This is a genomic window from Desulfomarina profundi, assembly GCF_019703855.1.
Classification (GTDB): domain Bacteria; phylum Desulfobacterota; class Desulfobulbia; order Desulfobulbales; family Desulfocapsaceae; genus Desulfomarina; species Desulfomarina profundi.
Genome location: NZ_AP024086.1, coordinates 2,361,527 through 2,380,665 on the forward strand (window position 1 = coordinate 2,361,527; position 19,139 = coordinate 2,380,665).

Consider the following 19,139-nt stretch of genomic DNA (forward strand, 5'->3'; position numbering starts at 1 on the left):
CGAAACGGAAAGAATCATGGCACTTGTCAATATCGACACTGTTTTTCACGAAATCAAACGGATTCTGCTTCGCAGCAAGGAAAAGGGTGGTGTGGAGATTTTATCCTATAAGCGTAACCGTACCGTTGCAATAATCAAGGAAGGGAACGGCAAAGTCACCGTCAGGGAAAAAGGGTACAGAAATAATGAGTGGGTGCTTACTGAAGAAGAACTGCCCAAAAAGCTTAAATCCATTTTTAAAAGAGAATTTCCCCGAAGCCGTAAACTGAGACTTTTTAAATTTTCCGATCCGACACAGCTTGAACGGATTCATCAAAAAATATGACCGGAATCCCGGCCGAAAACTGAAAAGATTGAGGTTTTACATCTTCGAGTTTCAGGAAACATAATAGATGAAAAAAACGATTACTTTTGGTTCACTTTCGTGTAATAATTCTGGATGATCACTTTGTGGTGGTAACCAGGTACAGGCGGCAACTCTTCTCGACAGTAACCTGATGACCCTGCAAAAAAACTGTGGTCTGCTTAAAGGTTGAATTATCCAGCCGTCCTAAAGCGACTAAGGCTTAATTCAATGAGTTTAAAACCCCAGATCATTATTGTTGAAAGGATCATGTAAATCACTCCAGCAAGAAAGAAGAGTTCTACAGGCATAAATGTCTCGGCTATGAGATTTCTAGTAATACCGGTTACCTCCAAAAGGGCAACTGTACTGGCAAGGGATGTTCCCTTCATCATAAGTACACTTTCGTTAGAGTATCCGGGTAATGCTATGAGAGCGGCCTGCGGCAAAATAATTCTGGTATAGAGCTTAACAGGTGACATGCCAACTGACAGGGCGGCCTCAATTTGACCCTGCGGGACTGATTTAATAGCACCACGGAGGATTTCAGCAGTGTAGGCAGCTGTATTTAGCGTAAAAGCAATTATTGAACACCAGTAGGAATCCGCAAGAAAATTCCAAAGAAAGCTTTCACGTACACTTTCAAACTGGGAAAAACCGTAATAGATGATAAAGAGCTGTACCAGTAGTGGTGTGCCACGAAAAAAATAGATATATCCGTAAACAGGAATACTCAACCACCTGGATTTAGAATTGCGGCAAAGGGCAAGGGGCACTGCCAGCAACAGTCCGAGAATCATAGTTACCACAACAAGTTTTATGGTGATAACAACACCAGTCATTATTTCAGGCGCGTACTCCATAACTATTTGAAGATCCATTACGAAGCTCTCCCTACCCCACGGTTTGCTCTTTTTTCCAGAACCTGCAGGATGAATGTTGTGATGGTGGTAATTGCAAGATAAATCAGTGATGCCGCAATGTAAAAAACAAATGGTTTTTTCGTAAATGCCACTGCCTGTGCGGTGTTCCGCATGAGTTCATTGAGTCCAATGACTGAAACCAGCGCAGTATCTTTTTGCAAAATCATAAAGAGATTACCTAGGCCCGGCAGGGCATAACGCCAGATCTGCGGGATGAGAATGCGGCGCAGTACCATTATCTTCTTCATGCCGATAGATCTTGCCGCTTCTATCTCCCCTTTGGGAACTGCAAGGATTGAAACTCGAAAGACGTCTGTTGCATATGCTCCGAAGACAATGCCAAGTGTGACCACCGCTGCCAAAAGAGGATTAATCTCAATATAGATATCGTACCCCAGAAATGAGGCGAAACGCCCAAGAACGATACTTCCGCCGAAATAGACAAAGAGGATCAGAATGAGCTCGGGTACCCCCCTTATAACAAGGGTCCATAATTCGGTGAACCAGACAAAAGGACGAATGCCGGAGAGTTTTGCCCAGGCTCCAAACAGTCCACTGACAAGCCCTATCCCCAAAGCGTACACCATTATTTTTATGGTACCCCAGGTACCAAGGGCCAATGCCCCGCCAAAGCCGTATAAATCAAACACAATAACCTCTCTTCGTATAGGGCAATTATAGAACAGACCTGTAGAACCGAAACATCAATACCAAGTTTGTCTGATCGAAATATTATTTCATTCAGACAAGCCTGATCCTGCAGAGGACGACAAAATCACATAAACCATTTGTTATAGATTTTATCGTAGGTACCGTTGGATTTGATTGTATCCAGAGCCTTGTTGAAATTTTCGAGAAGCTCTTTGTCCTGTTTCCTAACAGCAATGCCGACACCATCACCGATATATTTTTTATCCTTTACCGGAGAACCTACGATGGCAAGCTTTTCTCCATCTTTTGTTTTAATTGTTTTATGTACAAACACGTCAGAGGCAAGAATAAGATCCACTCGCCCGGAAAGGAGGTCAAGTATCTGAGAAGCCGGAGTCTCATAGTATTTAATATCAACAGAGGATCCGTAAATTCCCTTAATATAGTTGGCAAAGGTGGTTGCTCTTTGCACCGCAACTTTTTTCCCTTTCATCCCATCAACAGAAAAATCGATGTTCTCACCTTTGCGAGCGAGAAACAGCCCCTGTTCGTCATAGTAGGATTGGGAAAAATTGACAACTTTGAGTCTTTTGTCGGTGATAGACATATCGGAGATGATAGCATCGAATTTTTTAGCGATGAGGCCGGGGATCATGCCGTCCCAGTCCTGGATTACATCCACTTTCTTAACCCCCATCACGTCACACAGGGCAGCAGCAATTTCAACATCAAATCCCTGAACCTTGCCGTTGCCATCAACAAAATTAAACGGGGGAGTAGCAGTCTCGTTGGCAATTCGGACAATATCCTGGGCAGACACCGAACTAAAAACGGCGCATAAACCGATCACAATTAAGACACAGATAGTTTTTCTCATCTCATTCTCCTTGTTGAAATATGTTTGGTGGTTTTTCTTCTTTTGCCCTACCGGGACAGGACTTGCATCCTGGGCAGCAAGGCTGCCTAACCTCATCTTTTGTTACGCAGACAACCTGCAAGTAAATACCTTGGAGTTGGCTATTTGATTTTATAGTAAATACCAATCTCCATTTTCTTGTTTTTCTTTACAGCTTTTACGACGTAAGGTACTAAATAGAATGGTTTATTTTTCCTTCAACATTCTTTGTTTTGTTGAGTATTTCTGACCTGAGCGAAAAAATTGGAAAATTTCTCAGATGATTTGTTCCTGAAAACTTCTTCAGGCGGCCCGCTTATTTCTATAACACCCTGATTGAGAAATATTATTTCGGAGGATACCTGTCTGGCGAACTCCATTTCATGGGTGACGATCAGCATCGTTCGACCCTCCGCAGCCAGTAGTTCAATAACCTGCAGTACTTCATTCACCAGCTCAGGATCAAGAGCTGAAGTCGGTTCATCAAAGAGCAGGATATCAGGTTCCATTGCAAGGGCGCGGGCGATGGCCACCCGCTGCATTTGACCACCGGAGAGCTGACTTGGATAACAATCGTATTTATCCGCCAACCCGACCTTGTCGAGATAGGCCATGGCACTCTCTTTGGCCTCTGCTTTCTGCACCTTAAGTACCTGAACTGGCCCCTCCATAATGTTTTCCTGCACGGTCATATGGGTCCAGAGATTAAAACTTTGAAAGACCATGCTGAGTCGGCTTCTGATCCTCTCCACCTGTCTTTTGTCAGCTGCTTTACGTTTATGCCCGGTACCCTTCATTTTTATGAGTTCATCATTAATATAGACATCCCCCTGTTGCGGAATTTCAAGGAGGTTGATACATCTGAGTAGAGTACTTTTGCCGGAACCACTACTCCCGAGAATAGAGATAACATCCCCTCTATTCGCATACATGCTGGTCCCATTCAATACCTCAAGATCACCAAAACTTTTATGCAGGTTGTCAATTGTCAGGACATGTGATTCACTGTTCATCTCGTTCCTCTTGTTTTTCATTTGTGTTAGCTGGTCGGGTGTTCGTTCATCGAACCCTGGTGATCATCTGCTGCTTATATCCTGTGGTAACGCGGATATAGCCTCCAAGCATTTGATCAACAGAGATATCCCCGGTATCCACCAATAAAGGTTCTCCCCGGAGTCGTATAAGCTTTTCCCGGGTAGCAATGACAATGATATTTTCCTTCCCCGCAAGCCTCAAAACCCTGTGGCTGAGCTGGTGATTGCCACGGCCAAAGATATATCCTTGGCCGCCGATGGGCGTGACAATGATTTTAAAATTTCTCTGTTTTGTGGCTTTGAGAATTGTTTTTTCAGTTGCATCCGCTGCGATGAGCTGACCATCCATGACCAGATCCACTCCAAGAAGTGTACAGGGCAATCCCAGATTTTCCATAATGGGTCTTGTGGTAGAGCCAGGGCCCACAAGGTACATGACTCCTTTAGCCATATTGTCTATGATATCGAGGGCAATACTGTTCTGAGAGACTTTTTCCGTAAGTGGTGTACCGGATTTACGGTTTTGCATTCGCAAACGTTCCACCGGGACATTCAGATAACCGTGAAGCCGTGTTTTAACCTGGCCATTTCGGTATGCCTCTTCATCAATATCTAAAACTTCTGCCAGATCAAAATGGTGAAGCTGCCCTGCAAGAAAGAGTTTTGCCAGCTCTCCTGCCTTTTGCGCTGTTTGCGCAAAGACAGGGGAGTGAATTTTAACGCCTGCCGGTATACCGATTACCGGGACTTTTTCACCAATAGCTGAATAGATGTCTCTTGCCGTACCATCGCCACCGGCAAAGAGAATCAGCTCTACTCCCTGCTGTACCATCTCTTTGGCAGCATAACGTGTATCGGCGGCACCCGTTTCTCCGGTGGTGTGTCGGCCGATCACCGTTGGGGCAAAACCCTCCCGTTTCGCTTCGGCTTCTCCCATTTCTTTTGCCGGTGTAAAGATCTGTAGTTCAGATTCAAAATTGCGCAATGGAATCAGGCCTTTTTGCCCCCGTGCAGGAGCCAGGGGCAGGGCGCCACGTTGTCTGGCCTCTTCTGCGAGGCCGTCGGTGCCCTTCAAACCAACTCTCCCGCCCATCCCGGCGATAGGATTAACTATAAAACCGATGCTTTTCATGGTCAGGACTCAGTTAGGCCTAGTCTTCTTGAGATAACTTCTCCAGGTGATACACCACTGCCTGGGATCATCGACTCCGGAATCATCAACACGGTGACAAACGCTTTTGTTGGGCGCACTTCGTATGATTTCAGGGTTTTCGTACGCTTCTTTGAAGACCTGGGTCAGGGTCGCTATATACTCATCGAGATCTTCTTTTGATGGAGTCTCTGTGGGCTCAAGAGTCATAGGTTCTGCCACATGGAAGGGATGATGACTGGACCAGTAATGCATACCGAAATCCATCATTCTTCGTTGTATATCGCCTGTAGTTATGCCAGTGTCACTGGTCATTTTTTCAAGAGTGTATCTGACCTGTTCGATACGCTGTTTACCGATAATATAGGGTGCATCCACACATTCTATCTCCATCAGTTTTTTGTACATGTAGTTGTTATTAAGCACTGCCACTTTAGCCACTTCGTAGAGCCCCTCTGCCCCCATGCTCATAATCCAGCTATATGCCTTCAAAACAACCGGAGCTACGCCAAGAAATGAACGGACTTTTCCAACACTTACCGGATCATAGGTAGTAGTATTATTAAGAACAAATTTATCACCCCGCTGTTCTACCAGTGGGCCGGGGAGATATTTTACCAGTTTTGCAGTAACACCTGTTGCACCACACGCCGGGCCGCCACAACCATGAGGTGTTGAAAATGTTTTATGGAGATTGAAAAAACACATATCAAAGCCGGCGTCAGCTGCTCTGGTCACACCAAGAAGACCGTTGGCATTTGCCTGATCATAACCACAGAGGCCTCCCTTTTTGTGTACTAACGCAGTAAACTCCCTTACCCGTGGATTATACACTCCTGTGTCTTCGGGGTTTGCGACAATAAAGGCCGCTGTTTTTTCACTGACCGCAAGTTTAAACGCTTCAAAATCAGGGTAGCCATTTTCATCCGGTAGTATATGGATAATTTTATACCCTTTTACAGCAGGTGCCGCTGAGTCTGAAGGGTGTGAGAAAAGAGTTGTTATTATTTCATTTCGTTGTTCACTTTCTCCTTTTTCCTCAAAATACTTTTCAATAATCGAGGCCATGGTCAGGATCCCCTGACTTCCGCTTCCAGGTTGAAAAGTAAAGCTGTCCAGACCGGATATCTCCCGCATGATACAGTCGGTTTTGTAGATGATCTCAAGGATTCCCTGGACGGTCTCTTCGGCCTGAGAAGGATGGAGTGCCGTCATCCCGGGAAGTCTGGCCAAAGCGTCATTAATCTTGGGGCTGTATTTCACCGTGCAGGTTCCCTGGCCGATTTCAATGTTTACATCCGCCCCCAGAGTCTCCTGGGAAAGGCGCATGAAATGGCGTAACACTCCAGGCTGGGATATTTCCGGGAGCAAAGGTGGTACTCGACGTTTCATACCGGTGGGAATTGCAGAGATTCCATCTCCCACCCGTGCGGAAATTTCCTCTTCTGCACGGGGAACCTGGATTCCCCGCTCTCCTTTTCGACTTAATTCAAAGATGATCGGTTCATCCCATTTGGCCTGGTGAAAACCATTTCTGACCTTGTCACTTCTATCGATACGTTTCATTGTAGCTATCCTATTATCCTGAAATATTTATGAGCAGACGATTCTGGTAATAGCCTGGACAAGACTGTCGATCTCTTCTCTGGTGTGAATTTCTGTAACACAGAAAAGTGCGCACTGACCAAGTGTCGGGAAATCTCTAGATAAATCCTTGCCACCAAAGATCTTATTACCCAGCAATCTTTTATTAATCTCTGCTACAGATTTTCCAGTATCATTGAAATCCACCACGAATTCCTTGAACCCCTGGGATGTGAAACGTGAACCCCTCACTCCTGCTATCTGGTCGATTTCCGCTATTGCGTATTGATTTTTCTGTAGAATGGTTTGACCAAGTTCTTTCATCCCGGCAGGTCCCATAGTGGCGAGATATACTCCGGCAGTTATGCCCCAGAGAGCGGCTTGAGTACCGACATATTCTTTCCCGTGTTCCCGGTGATGACCAAAGGATGTTCTGTCATAGGCAATGTCGTCAAAACCGTATTCACCTTCAACGCGGGTAGGAACGATGCCAAAAAGCCGTGAAGGGAATTCCATCACAAACTTTTCCTCATCCGGAGTTGCAATAAACCCTGCCTGTCCGCCACCGTAATTCATGTGCATCCCAAGTGGCTGTAGATCGCCGCAGACAATATCAGCACCGTAACTGGATGGCGGGGCCAGCACTCCAAGAGAGCTGGGATCAACTCCAACCACGCTGAGACCACCAACTGCGTGAACCATTTCCGCAATAGCTTTTCCCTGTTGTTCAATGAAACCCAAAAAAGAGGGGTTTTCAAAATAGATACCAGCAGTATCAGGAGTGAGTTTGGATCGTAAGTCCTCCAGATCAAGCTGTCCAGAGGCTGCATCATGGCCCACTCTGATTAAGGTTATATCCGGGCCACAATAATTTTTCATAATCAGGAATTTTTCCAGATCCATCAATTCCGGAATCAGAAATTCTTTACGGTCAGTGATTCGGGAAGCCATGCGCAGTGAGGTGGCAGCGGCCTGGGCCCAATCCATGGTCGGCACGTTCACCACGTCCATATCCAGAAGCTCTGCCATCATGCTCTGGTATTCGAACAGGGCCTGGAATCTACCGAAATCGTTATACATCTCACCCCCGTAGGCGGTAAGAAACTCTCCTCTTGAATTGATTTCGTCACAGATAGCAGGAACATAGTGCTGCCAGCATCCGGCACCGAGAAAATTTAGATTTTCCGTACAATTACTATTTTTAGCCAACAGTTTTTCAACATGCTTTCGCAATTCGAATTCCGAAGGTATTGCTTTAGGGAGACTCATATTGTCTTTTAACTTAAGAGCCTCCGGAACCTCTGCATGCAAATCCTCAAGACTCTCAAGCCCTAATTCAGCAAGCATCTGTTGCTGAACCTCAGGTACCGAATTCGGTATATAAGGATGATTTTTGAATCCATTTATTGCCATGACTACTTCCTCCGTGGAGCTATTTACCTATTTTATTTATTCTGATCATGCTGTTTATCTAATTCTCGGACAAGCTCCTAAGCAATACCACCGCCATCGACTACCAGAGCACCACCTGTTACCCAGCCAGATAAATCACTGGCCAGGTAAAGCACCGCCTGGGCAATATCCACCGGCATCCCGATACGCTTTAGAGGCCGGTCGGCACCACATTCTTCCAGATATTTTTTCTCACTTGCCGAATCGCTTACATCGCCAGTCTGAACACCTTCGTCCCTCAGCATTGAGGTGTCTGTGTCGCCGGGATTAACGCTATTGACTCGAATATTGTCAGGTCCATGGTCGATTGCCATTGCCCTGGTCAAATTGACAATCCCACCCTTTACGGCACAGTATGCAGCAGCGAGATTACCACCTTTCAGTCCCCAGCCGGAACCGGTATTCACAATTGATCCACCACCCTGGGCAGTCATGATCGGGATAACGTATTTCGAGAGCAAAAATGTTCCTTTAAGCCCCACATCCAGAACAAAATCCCATTCTTTTTCTGTGAGATCCACAACAGTTTTGCGTACTGTAACTCCAGCATTGTTAAAGAGAATATCAATCCGCCCCCAGGTATTCATAACGGCTTCCACAGTCTTTTGTACGCTATCTGTCAAAGTTACATCACATTTAAAGAACTTGGCATCCCGGCCTCTATTGCAAATGTTGTCAGCTTCTTCCTGACCCTGTGGGTTTACGTCCAAAAGAGCAATCTTTGCTCCATGGGCAGAGAGCAACTGGGCTGTGGCAAGTCCGATTCCGGAAGCACCACCGGTGATAATCGCGACTTTTCCAGTGAGGGATAACAGGTCTTGTTTTTGTATCATGAGCGAGGTTCTCCGTTTTTTAAAAATTCCTGATGAGAAATGGTTTCTTGTGTAGATGAATTTCTTGATAGCAGAATTTATGCCATTTTATAGTTCGTCCACATTTTCACGACAGGTATTTATAATACATCCAATTAATACAAATATATATACGATATTGAATTCAGTTCACTGCATTTGAATTTATCTGCTGGAAAAATGTTTATGTCAAATTTGTCAAATTTTGTTGTCAATGTGTCATATCTCTTGTCAAGTTGACACATTCAGAATAGGTTAAAACACCAAATCAGGTTATCAATATTTCAGACATCCAAATATGCTACATGTGTACGCGAGGAAAATACAATGACTTTGCTGCAAAAATACGAGCCGGAACTCAACCGGATGACCCGGATTGTCTCCACAATTTTTGATATAGATGTCGCTGTCTTTGACCTTAAAAGTCGACTGATTTCCTGCACTGATGGCTACCTCAAACAGAAAGGAAAAACTGTTCATGCACCATCAATTGAAGAAGTGATGGCCCATGGCAATGTGTTGGTAAACAAACCAGGACATATGAAATCCTGCATCGGATGCAGGTTTAAAGGGCAATGTCCATCAACCATTGAAATCCTGAAAAGTATAAGCTTGGAAGATTCTGCGATTGGGGCTGTGACCTTTACCTCTTTTTCCAAACAGGGCCACGAGCGTATTACCCGAGATACTGAGGTGTACACATATGCCGTTGATAGTTTTTCTGAGTGGGTGACAGATACGGTACTGAATAAGGAACAAAAAAGGCTATTTGATACCAATGCCAGGATGTTGCAATGCACTCTGGATCTTTCCCGATCGGCTGTTTTCACCGTTAATTCTACAGGCGCTATTGTTCAGTGCAACAGTTTGACTCTAGAGCTTTTTTCGTTCTGTGATCTCTATACCAGATCAATCTATCATATTCTCCCGGAACCTATTGTCGACAAAATTCTTGAAGGCCATCCCCTTGTGGATATCCGTGTCCGTATTGATGATTCTCAAGCTTTTGTTTCCTCAGTGCCTGTAAATGGCAGAGAAATATTTGACGGTGCTGTTATCTACATCCGTCTGGAGAAAAATCTGCAGGAATATTCTTTAAAGAAAAAGCTGCCAGGAAGCAATATAACTCTAGAAAGTATCAAAGGCCAAAGCCAGGGAGTAAGAAGGATAAGAAAACAGGCGGAAAAAATAGCAGACTCGCTTTCAACAGTTCTTATCACCGGGGAAACCGGGACAGGAAAAGGACTTCTCGCTAAAGCCATCCATTCAACTGGTAAACGTCGGAACGCTCCTTTTGTTTCGGTCAACTGTGCAAGTATTCCGGAAACGCTCTTTGAAAGCGAGCTCTTTGGGTATGAGGAAGGAGCCTTCAGTGGAGCACAGAAAGGTGGAAAACCAGGACGCTTCGAACTGGCAGAGGGAGGAACGTTGTTTTTGGATGAAATTGGTGAAATGCCACTGCATTTGCAGGTCAAACTTCTTAATGTTCTGCAGGACTACTCGCTGCAACGGGTCGGAGGGGTCACGCAGGTCCCCATTGACGTACGTATTATCGCCGCGACCAATCAGGACATAGAAAGACTCGTTCAGACCGGAAAATTCCGCTCCGATCTTTTTTATCGACTTAATGTCATTCCAATTGATATCCCCCCCCTTTGCACCAGAAAAGACGATATAGAAATACTTGCAAAGCAATTCCTCGAAGAATATAGCCAAAAATTGAATAAAAAAATTGATGGGATATCAGATGAAATGATTTCTCTTCTAGGCTGCCATGACTGGCCCGGAAATATCAGAGAGCTGCAAAACATTATAGAATATTGCGTAAATATGACTGAGGACAAAATCCTCACAACCAGGAGTCTTCCTGAAAGATTTGTTACTGTTCAGACGAAAACTGCAGTTCCTCATGCCGAAGTACGGCCTGATCTTGCCAACGCTGAGCTGGCAACCATTATCTCAACACTTGATCGTCACGGTTGGTCGGTTAAAGGAAAAACATCTGCAGCAAAAGAGTTGGGTATCGGTATCCGAACCCTCTATAGACGGTTGAAACAGCTGGAAGCACCTGCCTCAAATTAGTGTCTTGTGGGGTGTTAGCATCGTACTGATTGACAGAGTAAAGACAAAAAACCGGTAATTCATTCTGTGGTGGATTTATAGTTGTTCTTGTGAGAGTGGCCAAAATAAATGATGGAAAATAGAGTTAAAATGTGCAAGATAAGTGATGGAAAGGTAAGGAACCCCCTCACGTATCGCGCAAATACCCGAGAGGGTTCCTGCCTAAAACACTAAGGCAGGAAAATGATACCAGAATTACTTCAAAGCACCAACCTTTTTAAGCTTCTTCACCATATAGACATAGATTTGGCTGATCAGCAGCATAAAGCCGGTTGTCCCTATTGTGGTAGCCCTCAGCATTATTCCAATTACCAACGTCAGCCACGCGGTGGGCCTGATCTTCCTGAAGAGTACTCTGTACGGTTCAGTCTCTGTTGCAGTAAAGAGAATTGTCGTCGTAGAACCTTACCGAAATCGACTCTATTCATGGATCGGCGGGTGTATTTCAGAGTAGTTATATTGATTGTAACCACACTAAACCAAAGCAAACCACAGGAATACAGTAAAAACATGGTGTCAAAAATGCTTGGAGCAGACAGGAAAACAATCAGCAAGTGGTTGACGTATTTTCGTGAGATTTTCCCTAAAAGTCAACTCTGGCAAACAATACGTGGTTCTATTCATCCTGCTGTTACAAATCACACTTTGCCTGGATCTTTGGTGGGTCATTATCTCGAAACCAAAAAATCCTCCTCAAACGCAATTCTCAATTGTCTCGTACTGCTGGCGACAGGAACAGTGATGGAGCAGTAACTCCCCGCAAAAGTTGGGGACTTCTTCTTTTGTCCTCTCCCTGTAAATTGGTTTTTGTCCAAAAACGAGCAGACTATGCTCATAAACCAGACAGGAGCCATATCATGAACAAGAATAGCGAGTCCCGCCTGCATTCCTGGGCACAACTCCGTTTTTCCATCATAGGAGGACTGCTTGCCAGTCCTCCCGAGCCGGGAGAACTTGGCAGAAAACTTAAAATACTTGCGAGCCGACGGTATCAGCACCCATGCAAAGATGGGTTTGTTACCTTTGGTGCTTCCACCATTGAGCGTTGGTACTACAAAGCGTTGAACGGTAACGATCCTGTGGGAGATATGGAACGAAAACCCCGTTCAGATCTCGGGAAGAAAACAGCTCTTTCTGCGCAGATGCTGATCGAACTCGGGAAACAGTATTGCAGCTTTCCCCATTGGAGTTATCGGCTCCATACCGACAATCTTCTGGCATTAATTGAAGAAAAGCCAGAGCTGGGTAAACCTCCATCTTATGCCAGTGTTCGCCGACGCATGAAAGAAAGAGGGTGGTACAAGAAGCGGTCACCCCGTAACAAAACCAAAGGACAATACAAGGCAGAAGAACATCTTGAACAGATGGAAGTAAGAAGTTACGAGGCGTCCCATGTCCACGGACTTTGGCATCTGGATTTCCATAAGGGCAAACTACGGGTAGCTGATAGTAACGGAGAATGGCATACTCCGATAGCACTCTGCATACTTGATGACTGTTCCCGATTATGTTGCCATATCCAGTGGTATTATCAGGAAACAGCGGAAGTGTTGCATCATGGTATGTTGCAGGCCTTTATGAAACGGGGATTACCCCGCAGTTTAATGACGGATAATGGTGCGGCAATGATCGCCCGCGAAACAACAAATGGCCTACTGGGCTTGAGCATAAAACACGACCGGACATTGCCGTATAGTCCTTATCAAAATGGCAAACAGGAATCCTTCTGGGGACAGTTGGAAGGACGGCTGATGTCCATGCTGTCACGGGTAGAACCCTTGACGCTTGAGACGTTGAATTATGCCACACAGGCCTGGTCGGAGATGGAGTATAACCGAAAACGCCACCAGGAGATCAACTGTTCCCCTGTGGAGAAAATGCTGGCGGGACCAGATGGTGCACGCCCTGCTCCTGAGCGTGAAAAGATGGTTTTTTCTTTTACTGTTCAGGAAAATCGTGCCCAGCGAAAAAGTGACTCTACTTTACAGATCAAAGGTGTTCGATTTGAAGTTCCATCCAGGTTCCGCCACTTTGACCGACTATATGTACGATATCAAAGCTGGAATCTTTGCCACGCCTGGCTGGTAGACGAGAGAGATTCAACTTTGCTTGCGAAAATTTACCCTCAGGACAAGATCAAAAACAGTGACGGATTGCGAAGAACACTGGCTCCTCTTGTGGCCTTGCCTGAAGCTGATATCGACACAGACCCCTATCCACCGCTATTGCGTAAATTACTGGCTGATTATGCAGCCACCGGACTCCCTCCTGCCTTTATTCCAATGGAGGCAGACCATGAATAATAAGCGTCTTCTTGCACTGTTCGGTCTGAAATGGAATCCGTTTCTTCCCAACATTCCAGTACACTCTTTATGGCCGGCACCGGGAATAGATACCTTCCTCTTTCAAATTGAAAATCTGGTCATGGATGGCGGATTCGCACTCATGGCCGGAGAACCCGGGCTTGGTAAATCAAAAAATCTTCAATATCTTTCCCATAAACTTGAACGGTTGGAAAACGTCGTGGTTGGTGTTATGGAAAGACCTCAATCAAGTATTGCAGACTTTTACCGTGAGATGGGGGATCTCTTTGGTGTCAATCTTACCCCATCCAACAGATACGGTGGATTTAAAGCTCTCCGGGAAAGGTGGCGACAGCATATTACATCAACTTTGTTCAGACCAATACTCCTGATTGACGAGGCTCAGGAAATGGTGACCTGTAACCTCAATGAATTGCGGTTGATGGGGAGTGCTCAGTTTGATTCAGAATGTTTACTGACTGTTATTCTTTGCGGGGATCTCACTCTTCCTGAACGTTTTCGGAGCAATAATCTTCTTGCTCTGGGAAGTCGTATCAGGTTTAGAAGAATACTTTCACCATATGACAAAAAAGAACTGAGAAATTATCTGGAGTATTGTCTGAAACAAGCCGGAGCACCTCAGTTAATGACAAAACCACTTATGTCGGCACTTGTGGAACATAGTGCCGGCAATTTGAGACTACTCAATGTCATGGCAGCAGAACTGCTTACCACCGCAGCGCAACGTGAGCTTACTCAGCTTGATGAACAACTCTTTCTGGAAATGTATTCCCCCACACCACAAAAAAAAAGATCACGTTAAATTAACAAAAGTCACTCCTGCTTTTGGCAGGTACAAAGGTCTGGCGAAACGGAGGCGGGCTCTGCTGAGGAGCAACCCGCCAAGGGATAGCCAGATGGGAGCGACGGATTAGAAAATACCGTCCGGGGAGTCTTCGGGCTCCCCATCTTTTTCTAAGCCCGAGCTTCCCCCATGCCTTAAAAAACCTACAAACCCAAGGCGTAGCCGAGGGGTTATATATTTACTACGGCACCAAACATCAAATAACTCGAAAAACGCTCCATCATTAATCGTGCTTCAGCTCACTGTGGTGGATTTATAGTTGTTCTTGGACCGTCTCCTGGGAGGGGTGACGTAAAGAGCCGGCGATTTCCTTTTTCATGCCCCCATCCATGTTAAAAGAGACACATTGCAAACCTGTATAATTCGTATTATGCCTACGTTTTTTTCGTAGAATGATAACGGAGCAGAATGTACAAACGGAACAGTGAAAAATTAATCAAAGAATTGTTGCAGGATTTTCGGATTCTCTATCTCACCGGACCCAGGCAGGCCAAGAAAACAACTCTAACTGGATTTCTCATCAAGTCCAAAGTTGAGCAGCATTTTAAGATTCGGCCAGCTTTGGACCAGTGTCATCCTCTGTAAATACCTTCCGACTATTTGATATTGATAACTTCCAGCTTGAAAAACCTACTCACTCTGTAAAATAAGCCGAAACCTGTATTTTTGGACACAGCTCCGCCATGGTTTTTTACGAAGCCGTTTTTTTAGCCTCGTACGGGTATCTCAGCTAATCGGTTGAAGATTGTATCCCAAAGCTCTTTTTATGGGTAGCCAGTTGCCAGGCTTATCCATATTTTCCGTACTGTGATTTTCAGTTTTTCTCCAATCTTCAATATTTTCAGCCTGATAGAATCACATTGAGCTTTTGATATCTCTGTCCCTGTCAGACAGAGCTGTCGCTGTGTTTGCAATAGAATGTATGCGATTGATGAGAAATAGAGCCGTATTTGATTGCTCCTCATTTTACTGGTACTGGTTCGCGCGGAAAAGAGCACTAACTGCTGCTCTTTGATTCGATTCTCCATGTCTCCCCGAGCACAGTATATCTGCTCATATAAAACCTTCGCGTCGTACTGTGCCTCTGGCAACGATGTAACAATAAACCGAGGATTTTCGCCTTTTGGCAAATACTCAGCTTTACCAATAACTCTCCGATACCAGCGCCAGGTATTCAAGGTCCTGCAACAAAAATCCTTGAAGACACGCGATGAATTACCACTGCATTGGAACAGAGCTTTGACCAAGGCCATTTCTTCTTCTATCTCGGCCTTCAATCGGCTGTTTTTTTTGCGACACCAAGAACGAAATCGACATCATTGTCTTCGCACCAACTCATCAGTTCTTCACGGCAAAAACCACTATCACCTCGAACAACTATTTGGGTATTCGGCCACCTGTTACGAATACATTCAACAATCGGTGCCAACTCTTCCACTGTCCTGGAAGCTGCATCATTATCTGCCGTGCGCAGTCGGGCACAGAGCAAGTGCTCACCACAGAAAATGTAGAGAGGCAAATAGCAATATGCCTTGTAGTAACCATGGAAAAAACGCCCCTCCTGGTTGCCGTGCAATGGATCGTCAGTTGCATCGACATCAAGGATGATCTGCGGTGGATCGGTGTGTGATGATTCGAGAAATAGTTCATGGTTGAGTTTACCAAGCAATTTCCAATCAAAGAGGAAGAACTTTCTTAATATCTTGGGATGGAAAAAACTTATTGCCAGTGAGGTACGGGATAACGTACCGTTTCCTTGAGATGATGGCCGAACTGGACCACTTTTTTGTTATGGCAGCTTAGGCAGGTAAGCGACCGAAGGGAGACTCCGAAACCATCTTCCTCGACATGAAAATGCCAAAATAAATTCATGATGACAGTCAAGGCACTTGGTGCGAGCAAAGCCTTGATGGAGGTCACCACATTCAAGGTATTTATTCACTATATGCGAGATTACCGGACGGTAAAACCCATATTGCTCCTGAAAAAGCTCGTCATAGCGCTCTTCGAAATCAAAGAAGTGGCCATCCAGGAGTTTCCACAGGGAGGTTTCCTGAGGCTTTCTTCTTTTATAGACACCGGCAATGTCGCTGCATTCCATGCTATGCCCCTCTGGCTGGTAGAAGAGCTATGGGAGCAGCAGGTTCTTACATTTTTCCTATGTCATGGATATAGTTGTAGGAGTGCTGCGCGAAAATACCGAGAAAAAAGTTATCTTTTAGGTTGATCTAAAAAAGCGATTACCTATCACCTGACCGGAATCTCGTCCGGAAACTGAAAATTTTTCTTTATTTTTGAAGTGCAGGATTGAGATTTAAATTCTTCGAGTTTCAGGAAACATAATAGATGAAAAAAACGATTACTTTTGGTCCACCTTCATGTTATAGTCCCGGATTAATCATTTCTTACCAGGAGAACTTATGATCCGTTTAACTCGTTCCGTACTGCTGTTTTTTGTTATTATTTCTCTTGCAGGCTGTGGTTACAACTCTCTTCAGGTCAAAGAAGAGGCCGTTTTCAAAACCTGGGCCGACGTGGAATCGACCCTGCAGCGGCGTGCAGACCTTATTCCCAACCTGGTAGAGACTGTCAAGGGATACGCGAAACACGAGGCAGAAACCCTGGAAGCGGTGATCAATGCGCGCTCCAAAGCCGGTGCTGTCCAGCTCACTACCGACGACCTGAGTGATCCGGCCGCGATGCAGAAACTCCAGGCTGCCCAGGGAGGGCTGACCAGCGCACTCTCCAAACTCATGCTGGTTGTGGAACGATATCCCGACCTGAAGGCAAACCAGAATTTTCTTGATCTGCAAAGCCAGCTGGAAGGAACGGAAAACCGAATCAATGTCGCCCGCCAGAGATACAACAAAGCCGTTGAGGTTTTCAACAGGGCCATCCGTGTCTTTCCCGCCAGCCTGACAAATTCCCTACTTCTTCATCTTGAAAGGAAGGAGTACTTCAAGGCGGACGAAGGCGCAAAAGCTGTACCGAAAGTCAAATTTTAGAAAAATGGAAGAGTTGAAATGAACCCGAGAAACCTCTTCATCCTGCTGTTGACACTGTACATTTCTGCAGTGTTTTCCCCCATGCAGGTCCGGGCAAAAGCGGTTCCCCCGCTGACCGGCAGGGTTATCGATAACGGTTCCCTCCTCTCTCCCACCACGGTTAGCCAACTTGAAAATTTTCTGGCAGATTTTGAAAAAAAGGAATCAACTCAGATAGTAGTATTTACTGTCAATTCCCTGGAAGGGGAAAATCTCGAGGAATTTTCACTCAAAGTTGCCGAAACATGGCAGCTGGGACAAAAAGATGCCGACAACGGTGTTCTACTGCTCATCGCCAAAAAAGAAAGAAAAATCCGTATTGAAGTGGGGTATGGTCTTGAAGGCTCGCTCACTGACTTGACAGCGGGCAGAATCATCAGGAACATCATTACCCCGAAATTCAAAAGTGGCAATTTTGACCAAGGTGTCATTGATGGTATTGCGGCTATAACGGCCGCAGTAAAGGGAGAATTTGACGCCTCCGCCTTTACATCCACTGCCAGAAAAAACAACAATGACTTTTCCGGATTTTTAATTTTTATTCTTTTCGCATTTTTCAACCTGGGCAGAATGTTCCAGAAAAAAAGAGGCCTGGCGGTAACTATCGGCGCCATTCTTGCTCCTCTGCTCACCTACCTGTTTTTCGGTCTGGGTCTTTATCTGCTTGCCCTTATTCCTGCAGGTGGTTTTTTAGGTTATCTGGCAGCCACACCCGGCTCATCAACCCGTTCCGGACATCCAGGGGGCTGGTCCCACGGCTCCGGAGGATCTTTTGGCGGTTTCAGTGGCGGCGGCGGTTTCAGCGGTGGCGGTGGCGGCTTTGGTGGCGGTGGCTCCTCCGGAGGGTGGTAATATGGCAACTATGGCACAAAAATTTCTCACCGGGGACGAACAGAAGAAGATAACTGAAACTGTTCACGAAATGGAACTGAAAACTTCCGGAGAAATTGTGGTAATGGTTGTTTCAAGATCCCACAGTTATCCGACAGCCGCAATAACGGGCACTGTACTCTTTGCCCTGCCTCTTGCCCTTATCGCCAATATGGTTCTCGGACCGGCAATATGGATAGGCTCTCAAAACATATGGTTTTTCCTGGCTCTTTTTTCAATTTTTTATATCACAATTCATCCCTTCGCCAACCGTTCCAACAGTTTGAAAAGATTTTTTCTCGACCCGCTGCAGGTGGAAGAAGAAGTCAGCGAAGGCGCCATCACCTCTTTTTTCACAGAACAACTCTACAAAACAGAAGACGAAAACGGTATTCTGCTCTATATCTCCGTCATGGAGAAGAAGGTCTGGATCCTTGGAGATTGCCGGATCAATGAAAAGATTGACCAGAGCACCTGGGATACAATAATCTCAGATCTTACCCGTGGTATTAAAGAAAATAATAAATGTGAAGCCATCTGCAATGCCGTACGGGAAATAGGCAAAATTCTCAGCAGTCATTTCCCCATCAAGGAAAACGACAAGGATGAACTCCACAATATCATTATCCGCTGACTGATCTACTCACCTCCTGAGCCTTCCAGTATATCTCTGCACCAGGAAATAGCCGCCATGGTCTGGGGAAAACCTATGGTGGAAATGAGCAAAAGCAGAGTGTGATATATTTCTTCCCTTGTGGCACCCGCCTTAATGGCGCGCCTGGTGTGAGAGTGGACGGCACCTTCGGATCTCCCTGTTGCTGCTGCGGCAATCTGGATCAGGTGACTGGTTTTTTCGTCCAGTGGGCCCAACCCCCGAATTGTTGAACCAAGTTTTTCAAGAGCTTCAATTACATCCGGGTAACGCTTTGAAATATCATGATAGGTTCTGTTTCTTGAGTGAAATTTATCCATAATCCGCCCCTGTCTGCCTGAAAATTTTTCGATTTGTTAAACAATATTTTTCCAATAAAAAATAATCTCTCACCCGCATTT

At 45.3% G+C, this 19,139-nt stretch carries 21 protein-coding genes; 9 read left to right on the plus strand and 12 right to left on the minus strand.

Annotated elements, in window-relative coordinates:
- Nucleotides 1-16 precede the first annotated feature (16 nt).
- Nucleotides 17-325, plus strand: a complete 309-nt coding sequence (locus LO777_RS10860; protein ID WP_228853929.1) for a hypothetical protein — start codon at nucleotides 17-19, stop codon at nucleotides 323-325.
- A 212-nt stretch (nucleotides 326-537) separates the two neighbouring features.
- On the opposite strand, the gene LO777_RS10865 is transcribed toward LO777_RS10860, so the two are convergent.
- From LO777_RS10865 to LO777_RS10900, 8 genes are all read right to left on the minus strand, one after another.
- The gene (locus LO777_RS10865; RefSeq protein WP_228853930.1) at nucleotides 538-1,224 is read right to left on the minus strand and encodes an ABC transporter permease; all 687 of its coding nucleotides are present in this window, start codon (nucleotides 1,222-1,224) and stop codon (nucleotides 538-540) included.
- Nucleotides 1,224-1,916: an ABC transporter permease gene (locus LO777_RS10870; RefSeq protein ID WP_228853931.1), complete on the minus strand. Its 693-nt coding sequence runs from the start codon at nucleotides 1,914-1,916 to the stop codon at nucleotides 1,224-1,226. Before LO777_RS10870 ends, LO777_RS10865 begins: the two co-directional genes overlap by 1 nt.
- 125 nt (nucleotides 1,917-2,041) lie before the next feature.
- Nucleotides 2,042-2,794, minus strand: a complete 753-nt coding sequence (locus LO777_RS10875) for a transporter substrate-binding domain-containing protein (RefSeq protein WP_228853932.1) — start codon at nucleotides 2,792-2,794, stop codon at nucleotides 2,042-2,044.
- 236 nt (nucleotides 2,795-3,030) lie between these two features.
- A complete protein-coding gene (locus LO777_RS10880) occupies nucleotides 3,031-3,825 on the minus strand; it encodes an ABC transporter ATP-binding protein (RefSeq protein WP_228853933.1) in 795 nt (264 codons plus the stop codon).
- Nucleotides 3,826-3,871: 46 nt separating this feature from the next.
- The gene (locus tag LO777_RS10885; RefSeq protein WP_228853934.1) at nucleotides 3,872-4,978 is read right to left on the minus strand and encodes an ATP-NAD kinase family protein; all 1,107 of its coding nucleotides are present in this window, start codon (nucleotides 4,976-4,978) and stop codon (nucleotides 3,872-3,874) included.
- A gap of 9 nt (nucleotides 4,979-4,987) precedes the next feature.
- On the minus strand, nucleotides 4,988-6,562 hold the full coding sequence (gcvPB, locus tag LO777_RS10890) for an aminomethyl-transferring glycine dehydrogenase subunit GcvPB (RefSeq protein WP_228853935.1): 1,575 nt from the start codon (nucleotides 6,560-6,562) through the stop codon (nucleotides 4,988-4,990).
- A gap of 27 nt (nucleotides 6,563-6,589) precedes the next feature.
- Nucleotides 6,590-7,993 (minus strand): aminomethyl-transferring glycine dehydrogenase subunit GcvPA, encoded by a 1,404-nt coding sequence (gene gcvPA, locus LO777_RS10895; RefSeq protein WP_228853936.1) that lies wholly within the window; start codon nucleotides 7,991-7,993, stop codon nucleotides 6,590-6,592.
- Between the two features lie 77 nt (nucleotides 7,994-8,070).
- Complete coding sequence (locus tag LO777_RS10900) at nucleotides 8,071-8,865, minus strand: SDR family NAD(P)-dependent oxidoreductase (RefSeq protein WP_228853937.1); 795 nt, start codon at nucleotides 8,863-8,865, stop codon at nucleotides 8,071-8,073.
- Nucleotides 8,866-9,210: 345 nt separating this feature from the next.
- Here LO777_RS10900 and LO777_RS10905 point away from each other — a divergent pair, with 345 nt between their 5' ends.
- The 4 genes from LO777_RS10905 to LO777_RS10920 all read left to right on the plus strand — a co-directional run bounded on the left by LO777_RS10905 (nucleotide 9,211) and on the right by LO777_RS10920 (nucleotide 14,130).
- Entirely contained in the window at nucleotides 9,211-10,965 is a 1,755-nt protein-coding gene (locus LO777_RS10905; RefSeq protein ID WP_228853938.1) for a sigma-54 interaction domain-containing protein, read from the plus strand.
- A gap of 222 nt (nucleotides 10,966-11,187) precedes the next feature.
- Nucleotides 11,188-11,757, plus strand: a complete 570-nt coding sequence (locus LO777_RS10910) for a hypothetical protein (protein WP_228853789.1) — start codon at nucleotides 11,188-11,190, stop codon at nucleotides 11,755-11,757.
- A gap of 104 nt (nucleotides 11,758-11,861) precedes the next feature.
- Complete coding sequence (locus LO777_RS10915; RefSeq protein WP_228853939.1) at nucleotides 11,862-13,307, plus strand: DDE-type integrase/transposase/recombinase; 1,446 nt, start codon at nucleotides 11,862-11,864, stop codon at nucleotides 13,305-13,307.
- Nucleotides 13,300-14,130, plus strand: a complete 831-nt coding sequence (locus LO777_RS10920) for an ExeA family protein (protein WP_228853787.1) — start codon at nucleotides 13,300-13,302, stop codon at nucleotides 14,128-14,130. Before LO777_RS10915 ends, LO777_RS10920 begins: the two co-directional genes overlap by 8 nt.
- A gap of 806 nt (nucleotides 14,131-14,936) precedes the next feature.
- Here LO777_RS10920 and LO777_RS21050 read toward each other — a convergent pair.
- From LO777_RS21050 to LO777_RS21055, 3 genes are all read right to left on the minus strand, one after another.
- A complete protein-coding gene (locus LO777_RS21050; protein ID WP_407929066.1) occupies nucleotides 14,937-15,425 on the minus strand; it encodes a transposase in 489 nt (162 codons plus the stop codon).
- Nucleotides 15,426-15,445: 20 nt separating this feature from the next.
- Nucleotides 15,446-15,841, minus strand: coding sequence for a transposase (locus LO777_RS10925; protein ID WP_228853940.1), 396 nt, complete (start codon nucleotides 15,839-15,841; stop codon nucleotides 15,446-15,448).
- 120 nt (nucleotides 15,842-15,961) lie between these two features.
- The gene (locus LO777_RS21055; protein ID WP_407929139.1) at nucleotides 15,962-16,117 is read right to left on the minus strand and encodes a transposase zinc-binding domain-containing protein; all 156 of its coding nucleotides are present in this window, start codon (nucleotides 16,115-16,117) and stop codon (nucleotides 15,962-15,964) included.
- Between LO777_RS21055 and LO777_RS10930 the strand changes: the two genes are divergently transcribed.
- The 4 genes from LO777_RS10930 to LO777_RS10945 all read left to right on the plus strand — a co-directional run bounded on the left by LO777_RS10930 (nucleotide 16,043) and on the right by LO777_RS10945 (nucleotide 18,720).
- A complete protein-coding gene (locus LO777_RS10930; RefSeq protein WP_228853941.1) occupies nucleotides 16,043-16,399 on the plus strand; it encodes a hypothetical protein in 357 nt (118 codons plus the stop codon). The genes LO777_RS21055 and LO777_RS10930 overlap by 75 nt on opposite strands.
- 193 nt (nucleotides 16,400-16,592) lie before the next feature.
- Nucleotides 16,593-17,177 (plus strand): LemA family protein, encoded by a 585-nt coding sequence (locus tag LO777_RS10935; protein ID WP_228853942.1) that lies wholly within the window; start codon nucleotides 16,593-16,595, stop codon nucleotides 17,175-17,177.
- A gap of 18 nt (nucleotides 17,178-17,195) precedes the next feature.
- Entirely contained in the window at nucleotides 17,196-18,068 is an 873-nt protein-coding gene (locus LO777_RS10940) for a TPM domain-containing protein (RefSeq protein WP_228853943.1), read from the plus strand.
- Nucleotides 17,989-18,720, plus strand: a complete 732-nt coding sequence (locus LO777_RS10945) for a TPM domain-containing protein (RefSeq protein WP_228853944.1) — start codon at nucleotides 17,989-17,991, stop codon at nucleotides 18,718-18,720. The genes LO777_RS10940 and LO777_RS10945 overlap by 80 nt, the downstream gene beginning before the upstream one ends.
- A 5-nt stretch (nucleotides 18,721-18,725) precedes the next feature.
- Here the strand turns inward: LO777_RS10945 and LO777_RS10950 are convergent, their stop codons facing one another.
- Complete coding sequence (locus LO777_RS10950) at nucleotides 18,726-19,058, minus strand: carboxymuconolactone decarboxylase family protein (protein WP_228853945.1); 333 nt, start codon at nucleotides 19,056-19,058, stop codon at nucleotides 18,726-18,728.
- Nucleotides 19,059-19,139 lie beyond the last annotated feature (81 nt).